Genomic DNA, 22,819 nt, shown 5'->3' on the forward strand with positions numbered 1-22,819 from the left:
GAGTGACCGGTACGGACCGCGAGCCGCAGCGGCGGCCGCGTAACCGGACCGGCGCCCGGACTCGTCGTCCGACATCCGGAGCGGCCCGCGGAACCGGTGCTCCCGGCGGCGCCGTCCGCCGGCCGGCCACCGCGGCGGACTTCCGGACGGCGTCCACCGCACCGCCGGCCGGAAGAGCCCGACCCGCCCGACCCGACCAGCCTGACCTGACAGTTCTCGCACGCACGGCATCTTGGTCATGAGCCGCATGTCGTCCACATCTTGAGGAGCCGCCTGATGTCCGACTTCGTACCCGGACTCGAAGGAGTCGTCGCGTTCGAGACGGAGATCGCCGAACCGGACAAGGAAGGCGGCGCGCTGCGCTACCGGGGCGTCGACATCGAGGACCTGGTCGGCAAGGTCTCCTTCGGGAACGTGTGGGGGCTGCTGGTCGACGGGTCGTTCAACCCGGGGCTGCCGCCGGCCGAGCCGTTCCCGATCCCCGTCCACTCGGGTGACATCCGGGTGGACGTGCAGTCCGCGCTGGCCATGCTCGCGCCGGTGTGGGGCCTGAAGCCGCTGCTGGACACCGACGTGGAGACCGCCCGCGACGAGCTGGCGCGGGCGGCGGTCATGGCGCTGTCGTACGTCGCGCAGTCGGCGCGCGGGCAGGGCCTGCCGATGGTGCCGCAGAAGGAGATCGACAAGGCCGGCACGATCGTGGAGCGCTTCATGAAGCGCTGGCGCGGTGAGCCGGACCCCAAGCATGTCGCGGCGGTCGACGCGTACTGGACGTCGGCGGCCGAGCACGGCATGAACGCCTCCACCTTCACGGCCCGCGTCATCGCCTCGACCGGCGCCGACGTGGCGGCCGCCCTGTCGGGCGCGGTCGGCGCGATGTCCGGGCCGCTGCACGGCGGGGCCCCGTCCCGGGTCCTCGGCATGATCGAGGAGATCGAGCGGACCGGGGACGCGACGGCGTACGTGAAGCAGGCGCTGGACCGCGGCGAGCGGCTGATGGGCTTCGGCCACCGGGTGTACCGCGCCGAGGACCCGCGGGCCCGGGTGCTGCGGCGCACCGCCCGTGAGCTGGGCGCGCCGCGCTTCGAGGTGGCGGAGGCGCTGGAGAAGGCGGCTCTGGAGGAGCTGCACAACCGGCGTCCGGACCGGGTCCTGGCGACGAACGTGGAGTTCTGGGCGGCGATCGTGCTGGACTTCGCGGAGGTCCCGGCGCACATGTTCACATCGATGTTCACCTGTGCCCGCACGGCGGGCTGGAGCGCGCACATCCTGGAGCAGAAGCGCACGGGCCGTCTGGTCCGGCCGTCGGCCAAGTACGTCGGCCCCGGCCCGCGCGGGCCGGAGTCGGTGGAGGGTTACACGCTGCCCGCGTGACGGGCCGGGCGCTCCTGGCGCCGTACGGCGTCCTCGGTGACCGGCGTGAAGAGGTTGACCAGGTTGCCGTCGGGGTCCCGGAGGAGCAGCGACCGGTTGCCCCACGGCATGGTGGTCGGCTCCTGGACGAAGGTGCGGCCGAGGGACGCCAGCCGCCGGTGTTCCGCGTCGACGTCGGCGACGCGGAACTCGGTGATCACCGAGTGGTTGGCGGCGGCCCGCGCGGTGTCTTCGCCGAAGAGGGCCACCGTGCGGCTGCCGGCGATCGCCAGCGTGCCCACCGGCGTCACGAGTTCGGCGAATTCGGGGGTCGCCCAGGCCGCCGGGACGCCGGTGACGCTTTCGTAGAACGCGACGAGGCGGGCGACGTCGTCGGTGATCACGCGGAGGGAGACGAGGTTCATGGTGCGGCTTCCTGGCTCGGGGGGGGAGAGAGGCCCGGAGCGACGGGTGGCGCCGGGCATCGCCCACGCTAGGAGCAATACCGGACAGGTTCCGCCCGGTATGGGCGGCAGACTTCGGGGTGTGACCACTTCGACCACCGCCCGGGTGCTCGCCCTGCTGGAGATCCTTCAGGGCGGCGGCACCCGTACCGTCCCCGAGCTCGCCGCCCGCCTCGGCGTCGACGAGCGCACCGTCCGCCGCTACGTCGCCCACCTGCTGGATCTCGACATCCCCGTCGACGCGGTACGCGGCCGCTACGGCGGCTACCGGCTCGCCCCCGGCTACCGCATGCCCCCGCTGATGCTCACCGACGAGGAGGCCCTGGCCGTACTGCTCGGCCTGCTCTCGGGGCAGCGCGGCGGTCCGGGGGCCGTCTCAGGGGCCTCCGCGGCGGCCGGTGAGAGCGCCGCGGCGAAGGTGCGGCGGGTGCTCCCCGTGGCCCTGCGGCGGCGGCTGGAAGCGCTGCTGGAGACGGCCGACTTCACCGACCGGCCGCGTCCCGCCACGCCTCCGCAGGCGGCGGTGCTGCTCGAACTCGCCGAGGCGGTACGCGGGCGGCGGCCGGTGGCGTTCGCGTACACCGACCGCAAGGGCAACGACAGTGCCCGTACCGTCCTGCCGTACGGGCTCGTGGCGCACTCCGGGCGGTGGTACCTGACCGGGCCCGGCCGGGACGGCGGGGAGATGCGCATCTTCCGGCTGGACCGGATCACCTCGGTCCGCCCGCTGTCCGGTTCGTTCGAGGTTCCGGACGGTTTCGACCCGGCGGCGACCGTCCTCGACCATCTGTCCCGTACGCCGTGGACCCATGACGTGTCGTTGCGCGTCCGGAGCAGCATCGAGTACCTGCGTGACCGGCTCCCGGCCGGGGTCGCCGCGCTGTCCGAGGACGGGTCCGGCGACGGTCCCGGGGGCGGATCGGGCGACGGGCCCGACGGCGAGCCCGGTGACGGAACCGCCGACGGGCCCGGCTGGGTCCACGTCCGCATCCGGGCCGAACGGCTGGACTGGCTCCCGCCCGTACTGGCCGCGCTGGACCGCCCGTTCGTCATCGAACGCCCCGCCGAGCTGCGGGACCTCGTACGCGCCCTGGCCCGCCGCCTCACCACGTACGCGGATGCCGACGCCGACGGACAGCCCTACGACGGCGGCTGACCGCCTCCGTTCAACACCGTGTCCAGAATGCGCGCCCACTGCGTCACCACGCGATCACGGCGCGGCTTGTCGTCCGTGAGGAGCGTGGCGAGGCCGAGCCCCCGGGACATGTCGAGCAGCCCCTGTACGGTCTCGCGGACGCCGGAAACCGACTCGTCCGCACCCAGGAGGCCGACCGCCGTACGGTGCGCCTCGCGACCGACCCGGGCCTCCAGGGCGGTGACCCGGTCCCGGAGCGGCTCCTCGTCGGAGGCGGCCACCCACAGGTGGAGGGCGGCACGGAAGAGCGGGCCCGTGTAGAGGCTGACGATCTCCTCGACGACGATGCGGGTACGGGCCGCGGACCCGGCGGGCGGAAGATCGTGCGCGACGGCCTTGAGCGCGCTCTGACGCTTCTCCGCGACGTGTTCGACAGCCGCCGTGAACAGGTCCTCCCGCGTGCGGAAGTGGTGCTGGGCGGCCCCCCGCGAGACGCCGGCCCGCTCCGCGACGACGGAGACCGTACTGCCGCTCCAGCCGCGCTCGGCGAGGCAGGAGACGGCCGCCTCCAGGAGCGCGCGGCGGGTGGCGCGGCTGCGTTCCTGCTGCGGTTCCTTGGGGCTGCGCGCGGGGGTCACCGTGCCCATGACGGTTCCCTGCGCTGGAGGAAGGCGGTCATGCCCTCCCACGCCTCGTCGGAGGCGAAGAGGCGCGCCGAGGTGTCGGCGAGGGCCGCCGTGTCGCGGTCGAAGACGCGCAGCACCTCCGCCGTGACCAGGGCCTTGGAGGCCGCCAGGCCCTGCGGCGAGCCCTTGCGGAGGCCGGCGAGGACCGGTTCCAGGGCGGCGTCCGGGTCCTCGGCGGCCAGCGTCACCAGCCCGGTACGGGCCGCCTCGGCGGCGTCGAAACGCTCGCCGGTGAGGTAGTAGCGGGCGGCGGCCCGCGGGTCCATACGGGGCAGCAGCGGCATGGAGATGACGGCGGGCGCGAGGCCGAGGCGGGCCTCCGTGAAGGCGAAGCTGGCGCCGGGGCCCGCCACGGACAGGTCGCAGGCGCCGAGGAGGCCGAGACCGCCGGCCCGTACATGGCCGGTGACCTTGGCGACGACGGGCTTGGGCAGTTCGATGACGGCGCGCAGGAGCCGGACGAGCCCGAGCGGCCCGGAATCGGACGCGCCGGTTCCGGCAACAGCCTCCTCCGCCCTCCCCGCCTCCTCCGTCGCCTCCGACAGATCGGCCCCGCGCAGAACGTCGTCCCCGTGTGCGTGAGCAGCACCGCCCGGGTGTCGTCACTGGCGGCCGCGGCCGCCAGCGCCGCGTGGAGTTCGGCCACCAGGCGCCGGGAGAGCGCGTTGCGGTTGTGCGGGGAGTCGAGGGTGAGGGTGGTGACGCCCCGCTCGTGGGCATGCCGTACCAAGGGTGCGGCAGCGGGCGAGGCGTCCGGGGTGGCGTCCGGCGTGGCATCGGTCATGAGGCCGTGGAACTCCTTTCCCTGGCGCGCAGTTCGCGCCGCAGGATCTTGCCGGTGGCGGCGCGTGGCACGGTGTCCGTGAACTCCACCCGCCGTACTTTCTTGTACGGGGCGACCTGTCCGGCAACGTACGTGATGACGTCGTCCTCGGTGAGCCGGGCCCCCTGTTCGCCGGGCCGCCGTACGACGTACGCCTTGGGGATCTCGTTGCCGTCCGCGTCGCTGACGCCGATCACCGCGGCGTCCGCGATGCCCTCGTGGGCGAGCAGCACCGCTTCGAGGTCGGCCGGGGCGACCTGGTAGCCCTTGTACTTGATCAGCTCCTTGACGCGGTCCACGACGTACAGCCAGCCGTCCGCGTCCACCTGCCCGATGTCGCCGGTGTGCAGCCAGCCGTCGGCATCGATCAGCGCGTCGGTCTCCGCCGGGCGCCCGAGGTAGCCCTTCATGACCTGCGGGCCGCGGATGAGGATCTCACCGCTCTCACCGGTGCCGAGATCCTTGTCGGCGTCCAGACAGCGGATGCGCATCTCGGTGCTCGGCAGCAGCCTGCCGACCGTGCCGGGCGGCACGTCGGCGGCACCGAGCGGTACGACATGGGTACCGGGCGACAGCTCGGTCATCCCGTACGCCTGCATGACGGGCGGAATGCCCAGACGGCGGGCGCAGGTGTCGGCGAGGCGGGCGTCCAGCGGGGCGGCCGCGCTGACGACGTAGTCGAGCGAGGACAGGTCGTACTGGGCGACGGACGGGTGCTTGGCCAGGGCCAGGACGATGGGCGGAGCCACGTACACCGCGTTGACCCGGTACTTCTCGATCGCGCGCAGGAAGTGTTCGAGGTCGAAGCGGGGCAGCACGACGACGGTGGAACCGTTGCGCAGCGGGGCGTTCATCAGGGACGTCAGCCCGTAGATGTGAAAGAACGGCAGCACCGCCAGCACACGGTCGCCGGGACCGCTGGTGATCAGCCGGTCGAGCTGGACGAGGTTGGTGGCGATGGACCGGTGGGTGAGCATGACCCCTTTGGGTGTCCCGGTGGTGCCGGAGGAGTACGGCAGGACGGCCACGTCCCGCGCCGGGTCGACGGGGACGGCGGGTTCGGGCGCGGTGGAGGCGAGCATGTCGCGTACGGAGCGGTGGCCCACGGCGCCGTCGCAGACGAACACCTCGGTGATGCCGCCCGCCTGCTCGGCGGCGCTGCGGGCCGTCTCCAGCAGCGGCGAGACGGTGACGATCCAGCTCGCGCCGGAGTCGCGCAACTGCTGGGCGAACTCGCCGGAGGTGGCCAGGGGGTGGACGGTGGTGACGGCCGCGCCGCAGCGCGAGGCGGCGTAGAAGACGGCCGGGTAGGCGATGGTGTTGGGGCTGTGCAGGGCGAGCACGTCACCGGCCCGGACACCGGCGTCGGCCAGCGCGGCGGCGATCCGCCGGGTGGCGCCGTCGAGTTCGGCGTAGCTGACCGTGGTGCCGTCCTGGCCGTCGATCAGGGCGGGCAGCGCGGCGTGCTCGACGGCCGACCGGCCCAGTACCGCTTCATGGATCGGCAGGTCCACGGGTGCGACATCGGCGTACTGACTGTGAAAGACCATGGCCATCCCCTCAGCAGCGGCGCACGTCCGGGCCGCTGCGGGCCGCGGGCGGGCGCCTGTCCGTGTGCGTGCAGCATCGCGGTTACCGGTGCGGTTGTCAGTACGGCGACCGCGATGCCGCGTACGGCCGGTCAGTAGGACTTCGGCAGGCCGAGGCTCTGGTGGGAGACGTAGTTGAGGATCATCTCCCGGCTGACCGGCGCGATCCGCGCCACCCGGGCCGCGGTGATCAGTGTGGCCAGGCCGTACTCGTGGGTCAGACCGTTGCCGCCGAGGGTGTGCACGGCCTGGTCCACGGCCCGCACGGCCGCCTCCGCCGCCGCGTACTTGGCCATGTTGGCGGCCTCGCCGGCGCCCATGTCGTCGCCCGCGTCGTACAGGTGGGTGGCCTTCTGCATCATCAGGCGGGCCAGTTCCAGTTCGATGTGGACCTGGGCGAGGGGGTGGGCGACGGCCTGGTGGGCGCCGATGGGTTCCTTCCAGACCTGCCGGGTACGGGCGTAGTCGACGGCCCGCTCGACCGCGTACCGGCCCATGCCGAGCGCGAACGCGGCGGTCATGATGCGCTCCGGGTTGAGCCCGGCGAAGAGCTGGAGCAGCCCCGCGTCCTCGTCCCCCACCAGGGCATCCGCAGGCAGCCGTACGTCGTCCAGCGTCAGCTCGAACTGCTTCTCCGGAGCCGCCAGCTCCATGGCGATCTGGCTGCGCCCGAACCCGGGGGCGTCGCGCGGGACGATGAACAGACACGCCTTGAGCTTGCCGGTACGGGCGTCCTCGGTGCGGCCGACTATGAGGGTGGCGTCGGCGATGTCCACGCCCGAGATGAACACCTTGCGCCCGTTGAGGACCCACTCCCCCGTGTCCGGGTCGCGGCGGGCCGTGGTGGTGATGCGGTGCGAGTTGGAACCGGCGTCCGGCTCGGTGATGCCGAAGGCCATCTTGCGCGAACCGTCGGCGAGGCCGGGCAGCCAGGCGCGCTTCTGCTCCTCGGTGCCGAAGCGGGCGATGACGGTGCCGCAGATGGCGGGCGAGACGACGAGCATGAGCAGCGGGCAGCCGGCCGCGCCCAGTTCCTCCAGCACGATGGATAGTTCGGTGATGCCGCCGCCTCCGCCGCCGTACTCCTCGGGCAGGTTCACGCCCAGGTAGCCGAGCTTGGCGGCTTCGGTCCACAGCTCGTCGGTGTGCTTGCCCTCGGCGACGACCCGGGCGAAGTACTCCCGCCCGTAGCGCTTGCCGAGCGCGGCGACGGACGCGCGGAGGGCGCGGTGTTCCTCGGTCTCGATCACGGGGTTGCTCACGGGGGCTCCTTCGGAGGGGGAGGAGGACGTCACGCGGGGGCCGGCTCGGGGCCGGTGGCTCACTCGGTGACGACGGCCAGCAGCGTGCCGACCTCGACCTGCTGACCGGCCTTGACGTGCAGGGCGCTCAGCGTGCCGGAGGCGGGCGCGGTGATCTTGTGTTCCATCTTCATCGCCTCCAGCCAGAGCAGCGGGGCTCCGGCCTCGACGCGGTCGCCCTCGGCCAGGCCGTCGGCCACCCGGACGACCGTGCCGGGCATCGGGGCGAGCAGCGACCCCGGTTCCGTACGGGTGGTGGGGTCGGGAAAGCGGGGCCGGGCGACGAGGGCGCGGGAGCCGGCGGCGGAGTCCACGAAGACCTGGTCTCCGTAACGACCGACGGTGAACTCCCGCCGCACGCCGTCCACTTCCAGTACCACCTGCCCCGACGTGGCCGACAGGAGCCGTACACCGGGAAAGTCCTCGGCATGCAGCCCTTCGCGGCCCAGCCGGTAGCGGATCTCGTGCTCGACGCCGCCGCAGGCGTACGTCCTGGTCTGCGGCTGCGACGGTACGTTGCGGAAACCGCCGAAGCGGGACCGGCCGTGCGCGTCGGCGAGGGCGGCGGCCAAGGCGCACAGCCCGGTGACCGTGGCGTCCGGGGCTTCCGTCAGCTCGCTCAGGTTGCGGTCGTAGAACCCGGTGTCCAGGCCGGTGGCGGTGGCGAACTCGGAATGCCGCAGGGACCGTACGAGCAGGTCACGGTTGGTGACCGGGCCGTGCACACGGGCCCGCTCCAGCGCGCCCGCCAGCTTCCGTACGGCCTCGGCGCGGCTCGGCGCCCAGGCGATGACCTTGGCGAGCATCGGGTCGTAGTGCACCCCGATGACGGCACCGTCGTCCACCCCCGAGTCGAGCCGCACGCCGTCGGGCACGGAGAGGCAGTGCAGCGTGCCGGTCTGCGGCTGCCAGCCCGCCGCCGGGTCCTCGGCGTACAGCCGGGCCTCGACGGCGTGACCGCGCGGCGCGGGCGGCTCGTCCGGCAACGCGTCCCCCTCGGCGACCCGAAGCTGGAGCGCGACAAGATCGACGCCGTACACGGCCTCGGTGACCGGATGCTCGACCTGAAGCCGGGTATTCATCTCCAGAAAGTGCGCGTGACCGGCAGCGGAAACGAGGAATTCAACAGTCCCCGCGCCCCGATAGCCGATGGAGCGGGCGGCATCGGCGGCCGCCGTGTGCAGGGTGGCGCGCAGCTCGTCGGAGAGTCCGGGCGCGGGAGCCTCCTCGACGACCTTCTGATGGCGGCGCTGAAGCGAACAGTCACGGGTGCCGAGGACCCACACCGCGCCGTGCGCGTCGGCGAGGACCTGCACCTCGACATGCCGTCCGCCGACAACGTACGGCTCGGCGAAAACCTCCCCGTCCCCGAACGCCGCCGCAGCCTCGGCCCTCGCAGCAGCCAACTCCCCCGGTAGATGGGCCAACTCCCGTACGACACGCATCCCGCGTCCACCACCACCAGCCGCCGCCTTCACCAACAACGGCAAGTCGGCGTCAGTGGCCCGCTCGGGATCGACAGGGGCGAGCAACGGCACCCCGGCCGCCGCCATCAACTCCTTGGCACGCGTCTTGGACGCCATCGCCTCGATGGCGGCAGCCGGCGGACCGACCCAGGTCAGGCCCGAGTCGGTGACGGCCGCGACGAACCCGGCGTTCTCGGAGAGGAAGCCGTAACCGGGGTGGACCGCGTCGGCACCGGCGGCGTGCGCGGCCTTCACGATCAGGTCGCCGCGCAGGTAGGTGTCGGCGGGGGCGCTGCCCGGGAGCCGTACGGCGGCGTCGGCCTCGCGGACGTGCGGCGCGTCGGCGTCCGCGTCGGAGTACACGGCCACGGTGGCGATGCCCAGCTCCCGGCAGGTGCGGAAGATACGGCGGGCGATCTCGCCACGGTTGGCGACGAGGAGGGAAGAGATCACTGGTTCCTCACATCCGGAAGACGCCGAAGCCACCGCGCGCTCCCTCGACGGGGGCGGTGTGCAGGGCGGACAGGCACAGGCCGAGGACGGTACGGGTGTCGCGCGGGTCGATGACGCCGTCGTCGTACAGCCGCCCGGACAGGAACATCGGCAGCGACTCCGACTCGATCTGCTGCTCCACCATGGCGCGCAGCCCGGCGTCCGCCTCGTCGTCGTACGGCTGACCCTTGGCGGCGGCGGAAGCGCGCGCGACGATCGACAGCACCCCCGCCAGTTGCTGCGGTCCCATCACGGCGGACTTGGCGCTGGGCCAGGCGAACAGGAAGCGCGGGTCGTAGGCGCGACCGCACATGCCGTAGTGTCCGGCGCCGTACGAGGCCCCCATGAGGACCGACAGATGCGGCACCCGCGAGTTGCTGACTGCGTTGATCATCATCGAACCGTGCTTGATGATGCCGCCCTGCTCGTACTCCTTGCCGACCATGTAGCCGGTGGTGTTGTGCAGGAAGACCAGCGGGATGTCGCGCTGGTTGGCGAGCTGGATGAACTGCGCGGCCTTCTGGGACTCCGCGCTGAACAGCACGCCCTGGGCGTTGGCGAGCACGCCGACCGGGTAGCCGTGCAGCTCGGCCCAGCCGGTGACCAGGCTCGGCCCGTACAGCGGCTTGAACTCGTCGAAGTCCGAACCGTCCACGACACGCGCGATGACCTCGCGGGGATCGAAGGGCGCCTTGAGGTCACCGGGCACGATGCCCAGCAGCTCCTCCTCGTCGTACTTCGGCGGCTCGGCGGGACGCGGATCGCTGTGCGCCTTCCGCCAGTTCAACCGGGCGACGACCCGCCGGGCCTGGCGCAGCGCGTCCGGCTCGTCCACGGCGAAGTAGTCGGCCAGCCCCGAGGTACGGGCATGCATCTCGGCGCCGCCCAGCGACTCGTCGTCGCTCTCCTCACCGGTGGCCATCTTGACCAGCGGCGGCCCGCCGAGAAAGACCTTCGCCCGCTCCTTCACCATGATCACGTGATCGGACATTCCCGGGATGTAGGCGCCACCAGCCGTCGAGTTGCCGAACACCACGGCCACAGTCGGTATCCCTGCCGCAGACAACCGGGTGATGTCCTTGAACAGCGCACCGCCCGGAATGAAGATCTCCTTCTGACTGGGCAGATCCGCGCCCCCGGACTCCACCAGCGACACGACGGGCAGCCGGTTGGCGAAGGCGATCTCGTTGGCGCGCAGCGCCTTCTTCAAGGTCCAGGGATTGCTGGCCCCGCCCCGTACGGTCGGATCATTGGCCGTGACCAGGCACTCCACGCCCTCGATCACCCCGATACCGGTGACCAGCGACGCGCCCACCGGGTAGTCGCTGCCCCAAGCGGCCAGCGGCGACAGCTCCAGGAACGGCGTGTCCGGGTCCACCAACAGCTCGATGCGCTCACGTGCCAGCAACTTGCCCCGCTTGCGATGCCGCTCGACGTACTTCGCGCCGCCCCCGCCCATGGCCTTGGCGTGCTCGGCCTCGATCCCCCGCAACTTGTCGAGCATCGCCTCCCGATTGGCCACATACTCAGCCCCTGACGGGTCCAGCCGACTGCCGAGCACGGTCACAGCAACACCTCCGGTATGTCCAGGTGACGGGCGCGCAGCCACTCCCCCACGGCCTTGGCCTGCGGGTCGAAGCGGGCCTGCGCGGCGACGCCCGCACCGAGCAGCCCGTCGATCACGAAATTGAGCGACAGCAAGTTGGGCAGAACGTGACGCGTGACAGCCAACCTGGCCGTCTCCGGAAGCAGTTCCCGTAGCCGCTCGACCGTCAGCTCATGCACCAGCCAACGCCACGCCGCGTCCGTACGGACCCACACCCCGACGTTCGCCGACCCGCCCTTGTCCCCACTGCGAGCACCGGCCACCAGGCCGAGCGGCGCCCGGCGCGTCCGGCCGTCGTGGACGAGGGGCTCGGGCAGAGCGGGGTCGGCCAGCGGCACCAGCTCACGTGTCTCCGCAGGTGGCGGCACCTCGACACGACCACCACCAGGCAGTACGGCGACATGCGGCACACCCGCCGCGTCCACGTACTCCACCTCGAACACCCCGTACGGCTCCCCCTTGCCCGGCGGCGCCGTCACATGGAACCCGGGAACGCTGCCGAGCGCCAGCTCGATCGCCGCCCCGCTGACCACCCGCCCCACCGCGTCCTGGTCGGCGTCCCGCACCACCAGCCGCAGCAGGGCGCTCGCCTCCTCCTGGACGGCGGCGTCCACGTGATCGGTCCGGGCCAGCGCCCACTCCACGGACGCCGGCCGCCGCCCGGCAGCCTCAAAAGCCGCGTCCATCTGCTGCTTGACCAAGGCGGCCTTGGCCTCGATGTCCAAGCCCGTCAGCACGAACGTGACCGCATTGCGCCACCCCCGAGCCGGGTCAGCCCCACCTTCACCGTCGACGGTGGCGCCTCCCCCCGCACCCCGTCGATCCGCACCCGATCCGTCCCGACCTGCGTCAGGCACACCGTGTCCAGCCGGGCAGTCACATCCGGCCCCGCGTACCGCGCCCCGGCCGTCTCGTACAGCAATTGCGCCGTGACGGTGCCGACGGTCACCGCCCCGCCCGTACCAGCGTGCTTGGTGATCACCGAAGACCCGTCGGCGGCGATCTCAGCGACCGGAAACCCGGGACGACGCACGTCATGCGCGCCGAAGAACGCATAGTTACCGCCCGTGGCCTGCGTCCCGCACTCCAGGACATGCCCCGCGACGACCGCCCCGGCCAGTCGGTCGTGATCGGTGGACGCCCACCCGAAGTGCGCCGCTGCCGCCCCGCTGACCAGCGCGGCGTCCGTGACCCGACCGGTCACGACCACATCCGCACCGGCACGCAAGCACGCGGCGATCCCCTCACCACCCAGATAAGCATTGGCCGTCAGCACACCCTCACGCCCGACGTACCGGGCCATCAGGTCATCCCCCTCCACATGCGCGACCCGCACCGTCACGCCGACCCGGTCCGCCAACTCCCGTACGCGATCGGCCAACCCCGCAGGATTGAGCCCCCGGCATTGGTGACGATCCGCACCCCACGCTCAACGGCCAGCCCCAGCCCCTCTTCCAACTGCCGCAGAAACGTCTTGGCGTAGCCGCGGGCGGGGTCCTTGAGCCGGTCCCGCCCCAGAATCAGCATGGTCAGCTCGGCAAGGTAGTCGCCGGTCAGCACATCCAACGGCCCACCGGTGAGCATCTCCCGCACAGCATCAAAACGATCGCCGTAAAACCCGGAGGCATTGCCGACCCGCAGCACGCCCCCACCGCCGGTCACCGCCCGCTCCCTCGGCCACCACGGCCACCCGGCTCCCGCCCCTTACCCGGCGGCCCGGCAAACGCCTGCGCGATACCCAACCACCGGTCAGCCTCCGCCCCCTCGGCCCGCACATCCACATCATCACGATGAGCGCGCTGAGTAACCAGCAAACAGAAACCGAGCGCGTCCCCGGTCACCCGCTGCGCCGCGCCCTCGGGCCCGTACGCCCACATTCCGCCGTCAGGAGCCCGCAACTCAACCCGAAACTCCTCCTCCGGAGCGGCCAGCCCGTGCGCCGCGTACGCAAAGTTCCGCGCCCGCACCCCGATACGGGCCACATGCCGCAGCCGCGCGGTGGGTTCGCGCGTCACGCCGAGCGCGTCGGCGACGTCCTGACCGTGCGCCCAGGTCTCCATCAGCCGCCCGGTAGCCACCGAAGCGACGCTCATCGGCGGCCCGTACCAGGGCAGTTTCTCTCCTGGCGACCGCGCGGCCAGCACCTCTTGCAACTCGGCCCGCCCCGTCCGCCAACGGCCCAACAAACGATCAGGCGGCGCCTGCGCCTCCGCCGCCGCCCCCTCATCGACAAAGGTCGCAGGCGAGGCCAGCGCCCGCTGAACGGCCTCCTGAAAGGCGGCGGGGTCCGTCGCAGACAACAGGGCCTGCCGATCGGTCCAGGCCAGATGCCCGATCTGGTGAGCGACGGTCCAGCCCTCGGCCGGCGTCGCCACCGCCCACCGCTCCGGCGCGAGCCCACCGACCAGCGCGTCGAGCGCGTCCCCTTCGTCCCTCAGATCGGCCAGCACGGCATTGGCGTCGGACACGCGGCACTCCCCTCATCGGCCATCTGCCGTACGGGCAGGGCACGTTGATTCATGCGGCACGGGTTGCGGTCCGAGCGTGACAGCCCGCCGAGAAACAATCAAGCACGCCTGCATGATTTTCTGGGCGGGCTGCAGGGTGGGGGTGCGCGTTGTGCGCGGAGGGTTCGGTGGGTGGGGGCTCGGGGTCCCTCCGGGGTCACTCTCCCCCAGCCTTCGGCCGGGGGAGAGTTGGCCCCCTGCGCGCCCCCGCCCCCACCACGCAACCAATGCGAGCCGAACGTCACCCCAAAACTACCCGCGCGAAGCGCAAACGCGGACACCATCGGCACGCGCCAGACACAGGACGTCCCTACCGAACCCCGTAGGGATCGACGTAGGGGGCCACAGACTGACGAACCTCCCGCTGGGCGGCGTCCATGCGGGGCCCGGGAACGTAGTACCGGCCCGGGCCTTGCCGTGCGGCACCAGCCAGCCCAGCCGAACCAGCTCGCGGATATCGCGGATCGCCTGCTGATCGGAGAGCTCCGCATCCTGCTGGTAGACAGTGCGCCGCACCTTCGAGCCCCAGAACGCCGGCAACAGCGCAAAGACCATCCGCTCATCCAGCCCGGACCGCTCCGCGGCATCGCCGAGGTAGGCCCAGGCGCGGGAGAGCAGATCGGTACGGCGCTGGGCCTGCTGAGCCTGGCGGTGGTGAGCTTCGAGGCAGAAACGGACCCACGCGTGCGTGTCCCGCTGCGGGGTCCACGTGGGACCGCCAACCTGTTGCAGGACGCGGTAGTAGCCATACGTGTTCTGCCCGCGGCCGAGCCACTCCTCGATGGAGGAGAACTCCGGCGGCAGCAGGCTGTCGGCCTCGCGGGCGAACACCAGCGTGGACACAGCGCGGGACATGCGTCCGTTACCGTCCTTCCACGGATGGATGTTCACCAGGTTCAGGTGGGCCATCGAGGCACGCACGTGCACCGGAGCGTCCACGTCCCCATGGTTGAGCCAGTCGACCAGTTCTGCCATCAGAGCCGGCACGTCAGAGTGGCCGGGGGCCGTGTAGGCGGACACCAACGGGTCGTCGGGACTGGTCACGTACACGGGCCCGTCCCGCCAGCGCCCCGGCCGCTTGTCCAGGTGGTGGCCCTGCAGCATGAAGTGCAGGCCATTGATCAGGCCGGCGTCGTAGCGGAAATCGTCACCGGCGTCGGCCAGTGCCTGGATATAGGTCATCGTCCGCTGGTAACCCTCCAGCTCGACCCGGGTACGGTCGGCCGTCTCCAGCGGCTCCTCGCCCGCCATCAGGGCCTCGACATCGTCCACCGTCGCGGCGTAGCCCTCGATGGTGTTCGACCCGGCGATCGCCCGCGCGGTCAGGTTCCGTCGCAGTTGCCCCGACCAGCGGGGCTGGGCGCGCAGTACATGCCGCAGCTTTTGCCGCATCTCCTCGATCTCCGCGAGAACGCGGTGATCATCGCCGTCCAGCGACGGAGTCTCGTACAACATGCCACGATGTCACCATGACTGGATAATCGTGTCAACCTGTTCACGTGTCGGGCGCGCGACCGTCACTCCTTCCCCATCCCACCCCCACCCCGCACCGCCCCCACACTCGCCAACACCACCAACCCGATCGCCACCACCTCGGCCCACCCCAGCGCCTGGTGCAGGACCAGGAAGCCGGCCAGGGCGGCGGCGGCCGGTTCCAGGCTCATCATGACGGCGAAACCCGAGGCGGGGAGTTTGCGGAGGGCGAGGAGTTCGAGGGTGTACGGGGTGACCGAGGAGAGCAGGGCGACGGCGGCGCCGAGGCCGAGGGTGACCGGGTCGAGCAGAGCCGTACCGGCGGTGGAGATGCCGAGCGGCAGGCTCAGCAGCGCGGCCACGGTCATCGCCAGGGCCAGGCCGTCCGCCTGCGGGAAGCGCTGACCGGCGCGGGAGGACAGCAGGATGTACGCGGCCCACAGGGCGCCGGCCGTGAGGGCCAGGCCGGCGCCGAGGGGGTCGAGTCCGTCGAAGCCCTCCCGGCCGAGCAGGGCCACTCCGCCCAGCGCGAGCGCGGCCCACAGCAGGCTCAGTGCCCGGCGTGAGGTGACCACCGACAGGATCAGCGGGCCCATGAATTCCAGGGTGACGGCGGCGCCCAGCGGGATGCGGTCGATCGCCCCGTAGAAGAGGGAGTTCATGCCGGCCAGCGCGACGCCGAAAGCGAGGACCGTGGCCCAGTCGCCCCGCGAGTAACCGCGCAGCCTCGGGCGGCAGGCGATCAGCAGGACGAGTGCGGCGACGACCAGCCGGAGGGTGACCACGCCGAGCGCGCCGGCCCGCGGGAAGAGCAGTACCGCGACCGAGGCGCCGAACTGCAGCGAGATGATGCCGCCGATGACCAGCGCCACGGACGTCAGGCGCCCGCCCGTCGCCGCTCCCTGTTCGGCGGCCCGGACCTCGGGGGAGGCCGGGACCGCCTCGGACGCCGGGGCCGTGACCGGTGTCGGCTCCGGGACCGGAGGTATGGGCGGGAGGCTGCTGGACTCGTGGCGCGACTCGTTCACGAGCCCACGCTAAGGCCCGCCTCCCACGCCATGAAATGTGATTCCCACCTGGTGGACACGACGGAACGGGGCGTCCCGTACGGTCAGGGCTGCGGCGGGGTCTCCTCGGCCGACCGGCCTCCGGGCAAGGAACCGCCCGTCCCCCCGGCCGCCTCCGCGGCCACCGCCTCCGCCAGCACCTCCGCCAGGTGCCGCGCCCGCCGCCCCGTGAGCTGATCGATCTGGGTGCGGCAGGAGAAGCCGTCCGCGAGGACCTCCGTGCCGGGGGCCGCGTCCCGTACGGACGGCAGGAGCTGTTCTTCCGCACAGGCCACGGACACGTCGTAGTGGCCACGCTCGAAGCCGAAGTTCCCGGCCAGTCCGCAGCAGCCGCCGCTCAGACCGCCGTCCAGCCCGGCACGGGCGCGCAGGCGCTGTTCGGCCGCCTCGCCGAGTACGGCGTGCTGGTGGCAGTGGGTCTGGCCGACGGCCGGGCGGTCCACGCGCGGGGGCTGCCAGGCGGGTGCCTGTTCCTCCAGGGTCTGGGCGAAGGTCCGTACGGACGCGGCGACCCGCGCGGCCCTCGGGTCGTCGGAGAGGAGTTCGGGGAGGTCGGTGCGGAGGGCGGCCGCGCAGCTCGGTTCGAGGACGGTGAGCGGGGTGCCGTCCGCCAGTAGCGGGTCGAGGGCGTCCACCGTCCGGCGCATGACTGCGCGTGCCTGGTCGAGCTGGCCGGTCGAGACGTAGGTCAGGCCGCAGCACAGCGACGCCCGGCGGCGGCCCGCCTCGGGCAGGCGTACGTCGAGGCCCGCGGCCTCCAGGACGCGGACGGCGGCACGGCCCACCTCGGGAGCGAGGTAGTTGGTGAAGGTGTCCGGCCACAGCAGGAGCGCCGACCGCTCCGGAGCCCCTGCCGACCCCGCTGACCCCGTAGCCACCACTGGACCCGTCGACCCCGCCAACCCCTCCGACCTCCCCGGCCCCTCCGGGGCCATCCGCTTCGACCACCACCGCACGAACGGCTCCGTCGCCAGCTCAGGAATCGCCCGCTGCGGCGCGATGCCGCCCAGGCGTTTCCCCGCCCCGGCCAGCGGCGTCCTGGCCAGGGCGTTGAGCAGCGGCGCGACGGGAGCGGCCGCGCGCAGCCAGCGCGGCAGGCGGCCCATCGAATAGTGCGAGGCGGGCCGCAGCCGCCCCGCGTAGTGGTGGTGCAGGAACTCGGCCTTGTACGTGGCCATGTCGACGCCCACGGGGCAGTCGCTGCGGCAGCCCTTGCAGGACAGGCAGAGGTCCAGCGCGTCCCGTACCTCCTCGGAACGCCAGCCGTCGGTGATCACCTCGCCCGCGAGCATCTCGTGCAGCAGCCGGGCGCGGCCCCGGGTGGAGTGCCGCTCCTCGCCGGTGGCGCGGTACGACGGGCACATGACGGCCGACGCGCTCGGGGCGCTGTTGCGGCACTTGGCGACGCCGACGCAGCGCCGTACGGCCGCCGAGAAGTCCCCGCTGTCGTGCGGGTAGCCGAACTCCACGTCCACCGGCTTCCGCGGCAGCGGCGCGAAGCGCAGGTTCTCGTCCATCCGGTCCGGCCGGACCAGCATGCCGGGGTTCAGGCCTCCCGCCGGGTCCCACAGGTCCTTGAAACGTTCGAAGAGGCCGACCAGTTCGCCGCCGTACATCTTGGGCAGCAGTTCGGCGCGTGCCTGCCCGTCGCCGTGCTCGCCGGAGAGCGAGCCGCCGTGCGCCACGACCAGGTCGCCCAGGTCGCAGGAGAACTCGCGGAACCGGCGGATCCCGGGCTCGCTCAGCAGGTCGAAGTCGATACGGACGTGGATGCAGCCGTCGCCGAAGTGCCCGTACGGCGTGCCGCGCAGGCCGTGCTGGGCCAGCAGGGCCCGGAAGTCCCGCAGGTAGGCGCCGAGCCGCTCGGGCGGCACCGCGCAGTCCTCCCAGCCGGGCCACGCCTCGGAGCCGTCCGGCATACGGGTCGCGGTCCCGGCCGCGTCCTCGCGCACCCGCCACAGGGCGCGCTGCCGCGCCGGGTCCGTCACCACCATGTGATCGGTGGTGGCCGCGCCCGCGCCCCGGCACAGTTCCTCGGCGCGGGCGAGTGCCTCCGCGGGCGTCCCGCCGCCCATCTCGACGAACAGCCAGGCGCCGCCCTTGGGCAGGCCCCTCGCGTCCCCCACCAGATCGGCCGCCATGCCTTCGACGGTCAGCGGCCTTCCCCCACTCTCGGCTTCGCTCGACCGGGGGACCCCCACGGCAGCAGCGTGTGCGCCGCCTCTGCCGCCGCGCTCTCGTCCGTGTACCCGAGTACCGCCAGGGCCTTCGCGGCGGGCGGCCTGACCAGCGCGACGGTGGCCTCGGTCAGCACGCCGAGCGTGCCCTCGCTGCCGGTGAGCGCCCGCGCGAGATCGATGCCCTTCTCGGGCAGCAGGGCGTCCAGCGCGTAACCGGAGATGCGGCGCGGGAGTTCGGGGTAGCCGGTGCGCAGCAGTGCCAGATCACCGTTCACCAGGTCCCGTACGCCGTCCCGCAGCCGCTGCGGGAGCGCGTCCAGTGCCGCCGCGCCCCGTCCGGCGCGCAGCCGCTCGCCCCCGTACGTCAGCACCTCCAGCGCGCGCACGCTGTCGGCGGTGGTGCCCCACGCCACCGAGTGCGAGCCGCAGGAGTTGTTGCCGATCATGCCGCCGAGGGTGCAGCGGCTGTGGGTGGACGGGTCGGGCCCGAAGGTCAGGCCGTGCGCGCCGGCCGCCGCCCGCAGGTCGTCCAGGACCACGCCCGGCTGGACGACCGCCGTACCGGCCTCGGCGTCCAGCGACACGATGCGCCGCAGGTGCCGGGTGAAGTCCAGCACCACGCCGACGCCGGTGGCCTGCCCGGCGATGCTCGTCCCGCCGCCGCGCGGCACCACCGGCACGCCGTGCTCGCGGCACACCCGCAGGGCGGCGGCGACGTCCTCCGCGTCCCGCGGGGCGACCACCGCGCGCGGTACCCGGCGGTAGTTGGAGGCGTCCATCGTCATCAGCGCCCGGTCCCCGGCGGCGACCGAGACCTCGCCGCGTACGGCGTCGGCCAACTCCCGGGCCAGTTCCCGCGTCCCGTCCGGTGTCCCGCGTGTCTTCGTAAGATCAGCCATGCCCCCAGCCTGCCCACTCGGCCGGGGGCGCGCCCTTCCGTTTTCCTGCTCTCTGCCCGGCCGCCGCCCGGTTACGCCCGGAACAGGTTCTCCGGGTCGTACGCCGCCTTGGCGGCGGTCAGCCTCCGGTACATGTCCTCCTCGTACGCGTCGGCCACCGCGTCACCGTGATCGCCGAACAGGAAGTTGACGCTGCGGCCGAGCGCCCTGGGCGCCAGCGCCGCCCGGACCCGCGCGTGCAGGGCCCGTACGGACGCGACGTCCGTGCCGTCCAGCGGCGACAGCAGGCGCAGCAGGTACCGCGCGCCCCGGTGGCCGACGGAGCCGCCGCCAGTCGCGAGCGCGCCGCCGAGGTGGTTGAGCTGCACCACGGTCATCATCGGGGCGTCCGGCCCGGTCAGCGCGGTCACCTCGCGCAGTTCCGCCGCGTCCAGCCCGCTGAGCAGGACGCTGTCGCCGTCGTAGGCGTGCGGCGTCTCCGGGTCCTGGTGGATGGTGTGCGACTCGGTGTACGGCATGTCGCGCAGCGTGTCGGCGACCCGCGGCCCGACCGCGCGCAGCGGCGCGACCAGCCGCTCCCCCTCGGCCGCCGGCCCCGTGTACGCGATCCGGATGTGCGCGAGGTAGCGGCCGCGCAGATGGCCGGGCACCGCCGGGATGTCCGGGTACACGATCAGGCCGACCGACGAGGTCAGCGCGTCGGGCAGGTCCTCGGTCCAGGCCAGGTACGCGGTCAGCGCCTCGTCCATCAGGTCGGCCCCGAAGACCAGTTGACCGCCGTACACCCGCGCCACCGGCACCAGCCCGAACTCCAGGCCGGTCACCACCCCCAGCCCGTGCCCGCCGCCGAGCAGCGCCCCGAACAGGCTGGGCTCGCGCTCCGGCGTGACCCAGCGCAGCGCGCCGTCCGCGGTGACCACTTCCACCAGCCGCACCCGGTCCGACGCATAGCCGAACTCCCGGCCCAGGATGCCCAGCCCGCCTCCGAGCGTGTAACCCACCACCCCCACGCCGGGTGACGACCCGTTCACCGGCGCCAGCCCGTGCGGCGCGGCCTCCTCGATCACATCGGCCCAGAGCGCACCCGCCCCGGCCCACACGGTGCCCGCCTCCGCGTCGACCCGCACCTCGTCCATCCGGCGCGTGCTGACCAGCACTCCCCCGTCGGACGGCGCGGCCAGCCCGTGCCCGGTCGACTGCACGGACACCGGCAGCCCGTTGGCCCGCGCGTACCGCACCGCCGCCACGACGTCCGCCGCCGTGTCCGCCCCGACGATCACCGAAGGGCGGTGGACGTGCCCGCTCTGGAACCCGGTCCGCTCCGCTTCGTACCCGTCGTCACCTGGCACGAGGACGATGCCGGTGACGCGCGAGGCCAGCCCGGCGAGGGAGCCGAAGGCGTCGTACGCAGCAGGGGCTTCGGTGATGGCCGACGGGGCGGCAGCGGAAGCGGCGGACGAACCCGGCGAACCGGACGGGGCGGCGGAAACATCGCTGTACGTGGTCTTCATGCGGACACCGTCCCGCCATAACCTGACATCGGCCGTCAGGTTTTCCGTGCGGTCCCCCTCGTCCCCTCCGGAAGACTGACCGCGTGAAATCCGACCGCCTCCTCTCGATCCTCCTGCTCCTCCAGACCCGCGGCCGGGTGCCGGCCGCCGAGCTGGCGACCCGGCTGGAGGTGTCCGTACGGACGATCTACCGCGACGTCGAGTCGCTGTCGGCGGCCGGGGTGCCGGTGTACGCGGAGCGGGGCCGGCACGGCGGGATCGCGTTGCTGCCGGGGTTCCGTACGGACGTGACCGGGCTGACCACCGACGAGGCGCGGGCCCTGTTCGTGCTGGCCGCCGAGGGGGCGCACCACGCGCTCGGGCTGGACGGCGCGCTGGGCTCCGCACTGCGCAAGGTGATGGCCGCGCTGCCCGCGCCGCACCGGCCCGCCGCCGAGCTGACCAGCCGCCGCATCCTGGTCGATCCCGGACGCTGGCTGTCCGGGCCGCGGCCGGCCGTGGACCTGGACACCCTGCACACCGCGGTCTTCGCCGACCGGCGGCTGCGCCTGCGGTACCGGCACGGCGGCGAGACCGAGCCGCGTACGTACACCGTCGATCCGTACGGGCTCGTCTGCAAGGCCGGGACCTGGTACCTCGTCGCGGACCGGCGGCGGCGCGGGCAGTTGTTCCGGGCCGACCGGGTGGTCGCGGCCACCGTGCTCGACACGCCCGTGCGGCGCCGCGACGGCGTGGAGCCGGCCGACGCGTGGGAGGCGCTGCGACAGCAGGTGGAGACCCGGCCGGTCGGGCTGCGGGTGACGGCCCGGGTGCTCCGGTCGCGGCTGGACCTGTTCGTCCGCATCATCGGTACGGCGCTGGTGGCGCCGCCGGAGGACACCGGCGGGACGTGGGTGACGGTCGAACTGGCGTTGCAGGAGCTGCGCGCGGTGCGCCAGTTGCTCCAGTTCAGTACGTCCCTGGAGGTGCTGGAGCCGCCGGAGGCCCGCGCGGAGCTGGCGCGGGCCGCCGCCTCGGTCACCGCCCTGTACGCGGACGTCCGGCAGCCGGACACCCGTCGAACGGCGGCACCCGTTCCGTCTCACCCGGTGGACCCTGGTCCTGATCAGGTCCCGTGACGGATTACGCTTCGCCCGTGGCTGATATCCAGATTCCCGCTGACATCAAGCCCGCCGACGGTCGCTTCGGCGCGGGCCCCTCCAAGGTGCGTACGGAGGCGCTCGACGCCCTCGCCGCCACCGGAAGTTCCCTTCTCGGTACGTCCCACCGCCAGGCACCGGTCAAGAACCTGGTCGGCAAGGTGCGCGACGGCGTACGCGAACTGTTCCAGCTTCCCGAGGGATACGAGGTCGTCCTCGGCAACGGCGGTTCCACCGCGTTCTGGGACATCGCGACCCACGGCCTGATCGAGAACAAGTCCCAGCACCTGACCTTCGGCGAGTTCTCCTCGAAGTTCGCCAAGGCCGCGAAGCTGGCGCCGTGGCTGGCCGAGCCCACGACGGTCTCCGCCGACCCGGGCAGCCACCCGGAGCCGAAGGCCGAGGAGGGCGTGGACGTCTACGCCCTCACCCACAACGAGACCTCCACCGGCGTCGCCGCCCCGGTCCAGCGCGTGGCGGGCGCGGACGACGGCGCGCTGGTGCTGGTGGACGCCACCTCCGGCGCGGGCGGCCTGCCCGTGGACATCACGCAGACCGACGTGTACTACTTCGCGCCGCAGAAGTCCTTCGCCTCCGACGGCGGCCTGTGGATCGGCGTCTTCTCGCCCGCCGCCCTGGAGCGCGCCCGCGGCGTCCACGCCTCCGGCCGGCACATCCCGGAGTTCTTCTCGCTGCCGACCGCGATCGACAACTCGCTGAAGAACCAGACGTACAACACCCCGTCGCTGGCCACCCTGTTCCTGCTCAACGAGCAACTGGAGTGGATCAACGGCCAGGGCGGTCTGGACTGGTCGGTACGGCGCACCGCGACCTCCTCGCGCACGCTGTACGGCTGGGCCGAGGACTCCAAGTACGCGACGCCGTTCGTCACCGACCCGGCCAAGCGCTCGCAGGTCATCGGCACCATCGACTTCGACGACGAGATCGACGCGGCCGCCGTCGCCAAGGCGCTGCGCGCCAACGGCATCGTGGACACCGAGCCGTACCGCAAGCTGGGCCGCAACCAGTTGCGGGTGGCGATGTTCCCGGCGGTCGACCCGGCGGACGTCGAGGCGCTGACCGCCTGCATCGACCACGTCATCGGCAAGCTGTAGGAAGCACGGCGTA

General features: G+C 72.5%; 16 protein-coding genes and 2 pseudogenes. 4 read left to right on the forward strand and 14 right to left on the reverse strand.

The features are described from left to right. Positions 1 to 276 precede the first annotated feature (276 nt). On the forward strand, positions 277 to 1,374 hold the full coding sequence (locus EJG53_RS16055) for a citrate synthase 2 (RefSeq protein ID WP_031001732.1): 1,098 nt from the start codon (positions 277 to 279) through the stop codon (positions 1,372 to 1,374). Here EJG53_RS16055 and EJG53_RS16060 read toward each other — a convergent pair. Next, a complete protein-coding gene (locus EJG53_RS16060; protein WP_125045416.1) occupies positions 1,356 to 1,778 on the reverse strand; it encodes a VOC family protein in 423 nt (140 codons plus the stop codon). The two genes, EJG53_RS16055 and EJG53_RS16060, sit on opposite strands and share 19 nt — an antisense overlap. A gap of 121 nt (positions 1,779 to 1,899) precedes the next feature. Between EJG53_RS16060 and EJG53_RS16065 the strand changes: the two genes are divergently transcribed. Beyond that, entirely contained in the window at positions 1,900 to 2,973 is a 1,074-nt protein-coding gene (locus tag EJG53_RS16065; protein ID WP_244955166.1) for a helix-turn-helix transcriptional regulator, read from the forward strand. Here EJG53_RS16065 and EJG53_RS16070 read toward each other — a convergent pair. From EJG53_RS16070 to EJG53_RS16125, 13 genes and pseudogenes are all read right to left on the reverse strand, one after another. Beyond that, positions 2,958 to 3,599 (reverse strand): TetR/AcrR family transcriptional regulator, encoded by a 642-nt coding sequence (locus EJG53_RS16070; protein ID WP_125045418.1) that lies wholly within the window; start codon positions 3,597 to 3,599, stop codon positions 2,958 to 2,960. The two genes, EJG53_RS16065 and EJG53_RS16070, sit on opposite strands and share 16 nt — an antisense overlap. Beyond that, positions 3,587 to 4,422, reverse strand: a pseudogene (locus tag EJG53_RS16075) (enoyl-CoA hydratase family protein). The gene EJG53_RS16070 and the pseudogene EJG53_RS16075 overlap by 13 nt, the downstream one beginning before the upstream one ends. Next, positions 4,419 to 6,011 (reverse strand): 4-coumarate--CoA ligase family protein, encoded by a 1,593-nt coding sequence (locus EJG53_RS16080; protein WP_125045419.1) that lies wholly within the window; start codon positions 6,009 to 6,011, stop codon positions 4,419 to 4,421. The pseudogene EJG53_RS16075 and the gene EJG53_RS16080 overlap by 4 nt, the downstream one beginning before the upstream one ends. Positions 6,012 to 6,142: 131 nt before the next feature. Beyond that, positions 6,143 to 7,312: an acyl-CoA dehydrogenase family protein gene (locus EJG53_RS16085; protein WP_125045420.1), complete on the reverse strand. Its 1,170-nt coding sequence runs from the start codon at positions 7,310 to 7,312 to the stop codon at positions 6,143 to 6,145. A 59-nt stretch (positions 7,313 to 7,371) separates the two neighbouring features. Continuing rightward, complete coding sequence (locus EJG53_RS16090; RefSeq protein ID WP_125045421.1) at positions 7,372 to 9,270, reverse strand: acetyl/propionyl/methylcrotonyl-CoA carboxylase subunit alpha; 1,899 nt, start codon at positions 9,268 to 9,270, stop codon at positions 7,372 to 7,374. A gap of 7 nt (positions 9,271 to 9,277) precedes the next feature. Next, positions 9,278 to 10,876 (reverse strand): acyl-CoA carboxylase subunit beta, encoded by a 1,599-nt coding sequence (locus EJG53_RS16095; protein ID WP_125045422.1) that lies wholly within the window; start codon positions 10,874 to 10,876, stop codon positions 9,278 to 9,280. Continuing rightward, positions 10,873 to 12,499: pseudogene (locus tag EJG53_RS16100) on the reverse strand (acyclic terpene utilization AtuA family protein). The gene EJG53_RS16095 and the pseudogene EJG53_RS16100 overlap by 4 nt, the downstream one beginning before the upstream one ends. A 74-nt stretch (positions 12,500 to 12,573) precedes the next feature. Further along, a complete protein-coding gene (locus tag EJG53_RS16105) occupies positions 12,574 to 13,383 on the reverse strand; it encodes a TIGR03084 family metal-binding protein (protein WP_125045423.1) in 810 nt (269 codons plus the stop codon). A 291-nt stretch (positions 13,384 to 13,674) separates the two neighbouring features. Further along, positions 13,675 to 14,877, reverse strand: coding sequence for a Fic family protein (locus EJG53_RS16110; protein ID WP_244955167.1), 1,203 nt, complete (start codon positions 14,875 to 14,877; stop codon positions 13,675 to 13,677). A gap of 62 nt (positions 14,878 to 14,939) precedes the next feature. Further along, positions 14,940 to 15,923 carry an EamA family transporter gene (locus EJG53_RS16115; protein ID WP_371858690.1) on the reverse strand — a complete coding sequence of 328 codons (984 nt, stop codon included), beginning with the start codon at positions 15,921 to 15,923 and terminating at the stop codon, positions 14,940 to 14,942. An 83-nt stretch (positions 15,924 to 16,006) separates the two neighbouring features. Further along, positions 16,007 to 18,103 (reverse strand): FAD-linked oxidase C-terminal domain-containing protein, encoded by a 2,097-nt coding sequence (locus EJG53_RS16120; protein ID WP_371858691.1) that lies wholly within the window; start codon positions 18,101 to 18,103, stop codon positions 16,007 to 16,009. Between the two features lie 11 nt (positions 18,104 to 18,114). Continuing rightward, on the reverse strand, positions 18,115 to 19,041 hold the full coding sequence (locus EJG53_RS43885; protein WP_371858692.1) for an FAD-binding oxidoreductase: 927 nt from the start codon (positions 19,039 to 19,041) through the stop codon (positions 18,115 to 18,117). 71 nt (positions 19,042 to 19,112) lie between these two features. Then, positions 19,113 to 20,552: an FAD-binding oxidoreductase gene (locus EJG53_RS16125; RefSeq protein WP_125045424.1), complete on the reverse strand. Its 1,440-nt coding sequence runs from the start codon at positions 20,550 to 20,552 to the stop codon at positions 19,113 to 19,115. Positions 20,553 to 20,635: 83 nt separating this feature from the next. Here EJG53_RS16125 and EJG53_RS16130 point away from each other — a divergent pair, with 83 nt between their 5' ends. Together EJG53_RS16130 and serC are read left to right on the forward strand one after the other, a co-directional pair. Continuing rightward, positions 20,636 to 21,670, forward strand: a complete 1,035-nt coding sequence (locus EJG53_RS16130; protein ID WP_244955168.1) for a helix-turn-helix transcriptional regulator — start codon at positions 20,636 to 20,638, stop codon at positions 21,668 to 21,670. A gap of 17 nt (positions 21,671 to 21,687) precedes the next feature. Next, on the forward strand, positions 21,688 to 22,806 hold the full coding sequence (serC, locus tag EJG53_RS16135; protein WP_125045425.1) for a phosphoserine transaminase: 1,119 nt from the start codon (positions 21,688 to 21,690) through the stop codon (positions 22,804 to 22,806). Positions 22,807 to 22,819: the final 13 nt, after the last annotated feature.

The organism is Streptomyces chrestomyceticus JCM 4735, assembly GCF_003865135.1.
Classification (GTDB): Bacteria; Actinomycetota; Actinomycetes; order Streptomycetales; family Streptomycetaceae; genus Streptomyces; species Streptomyces chrestomyceticus.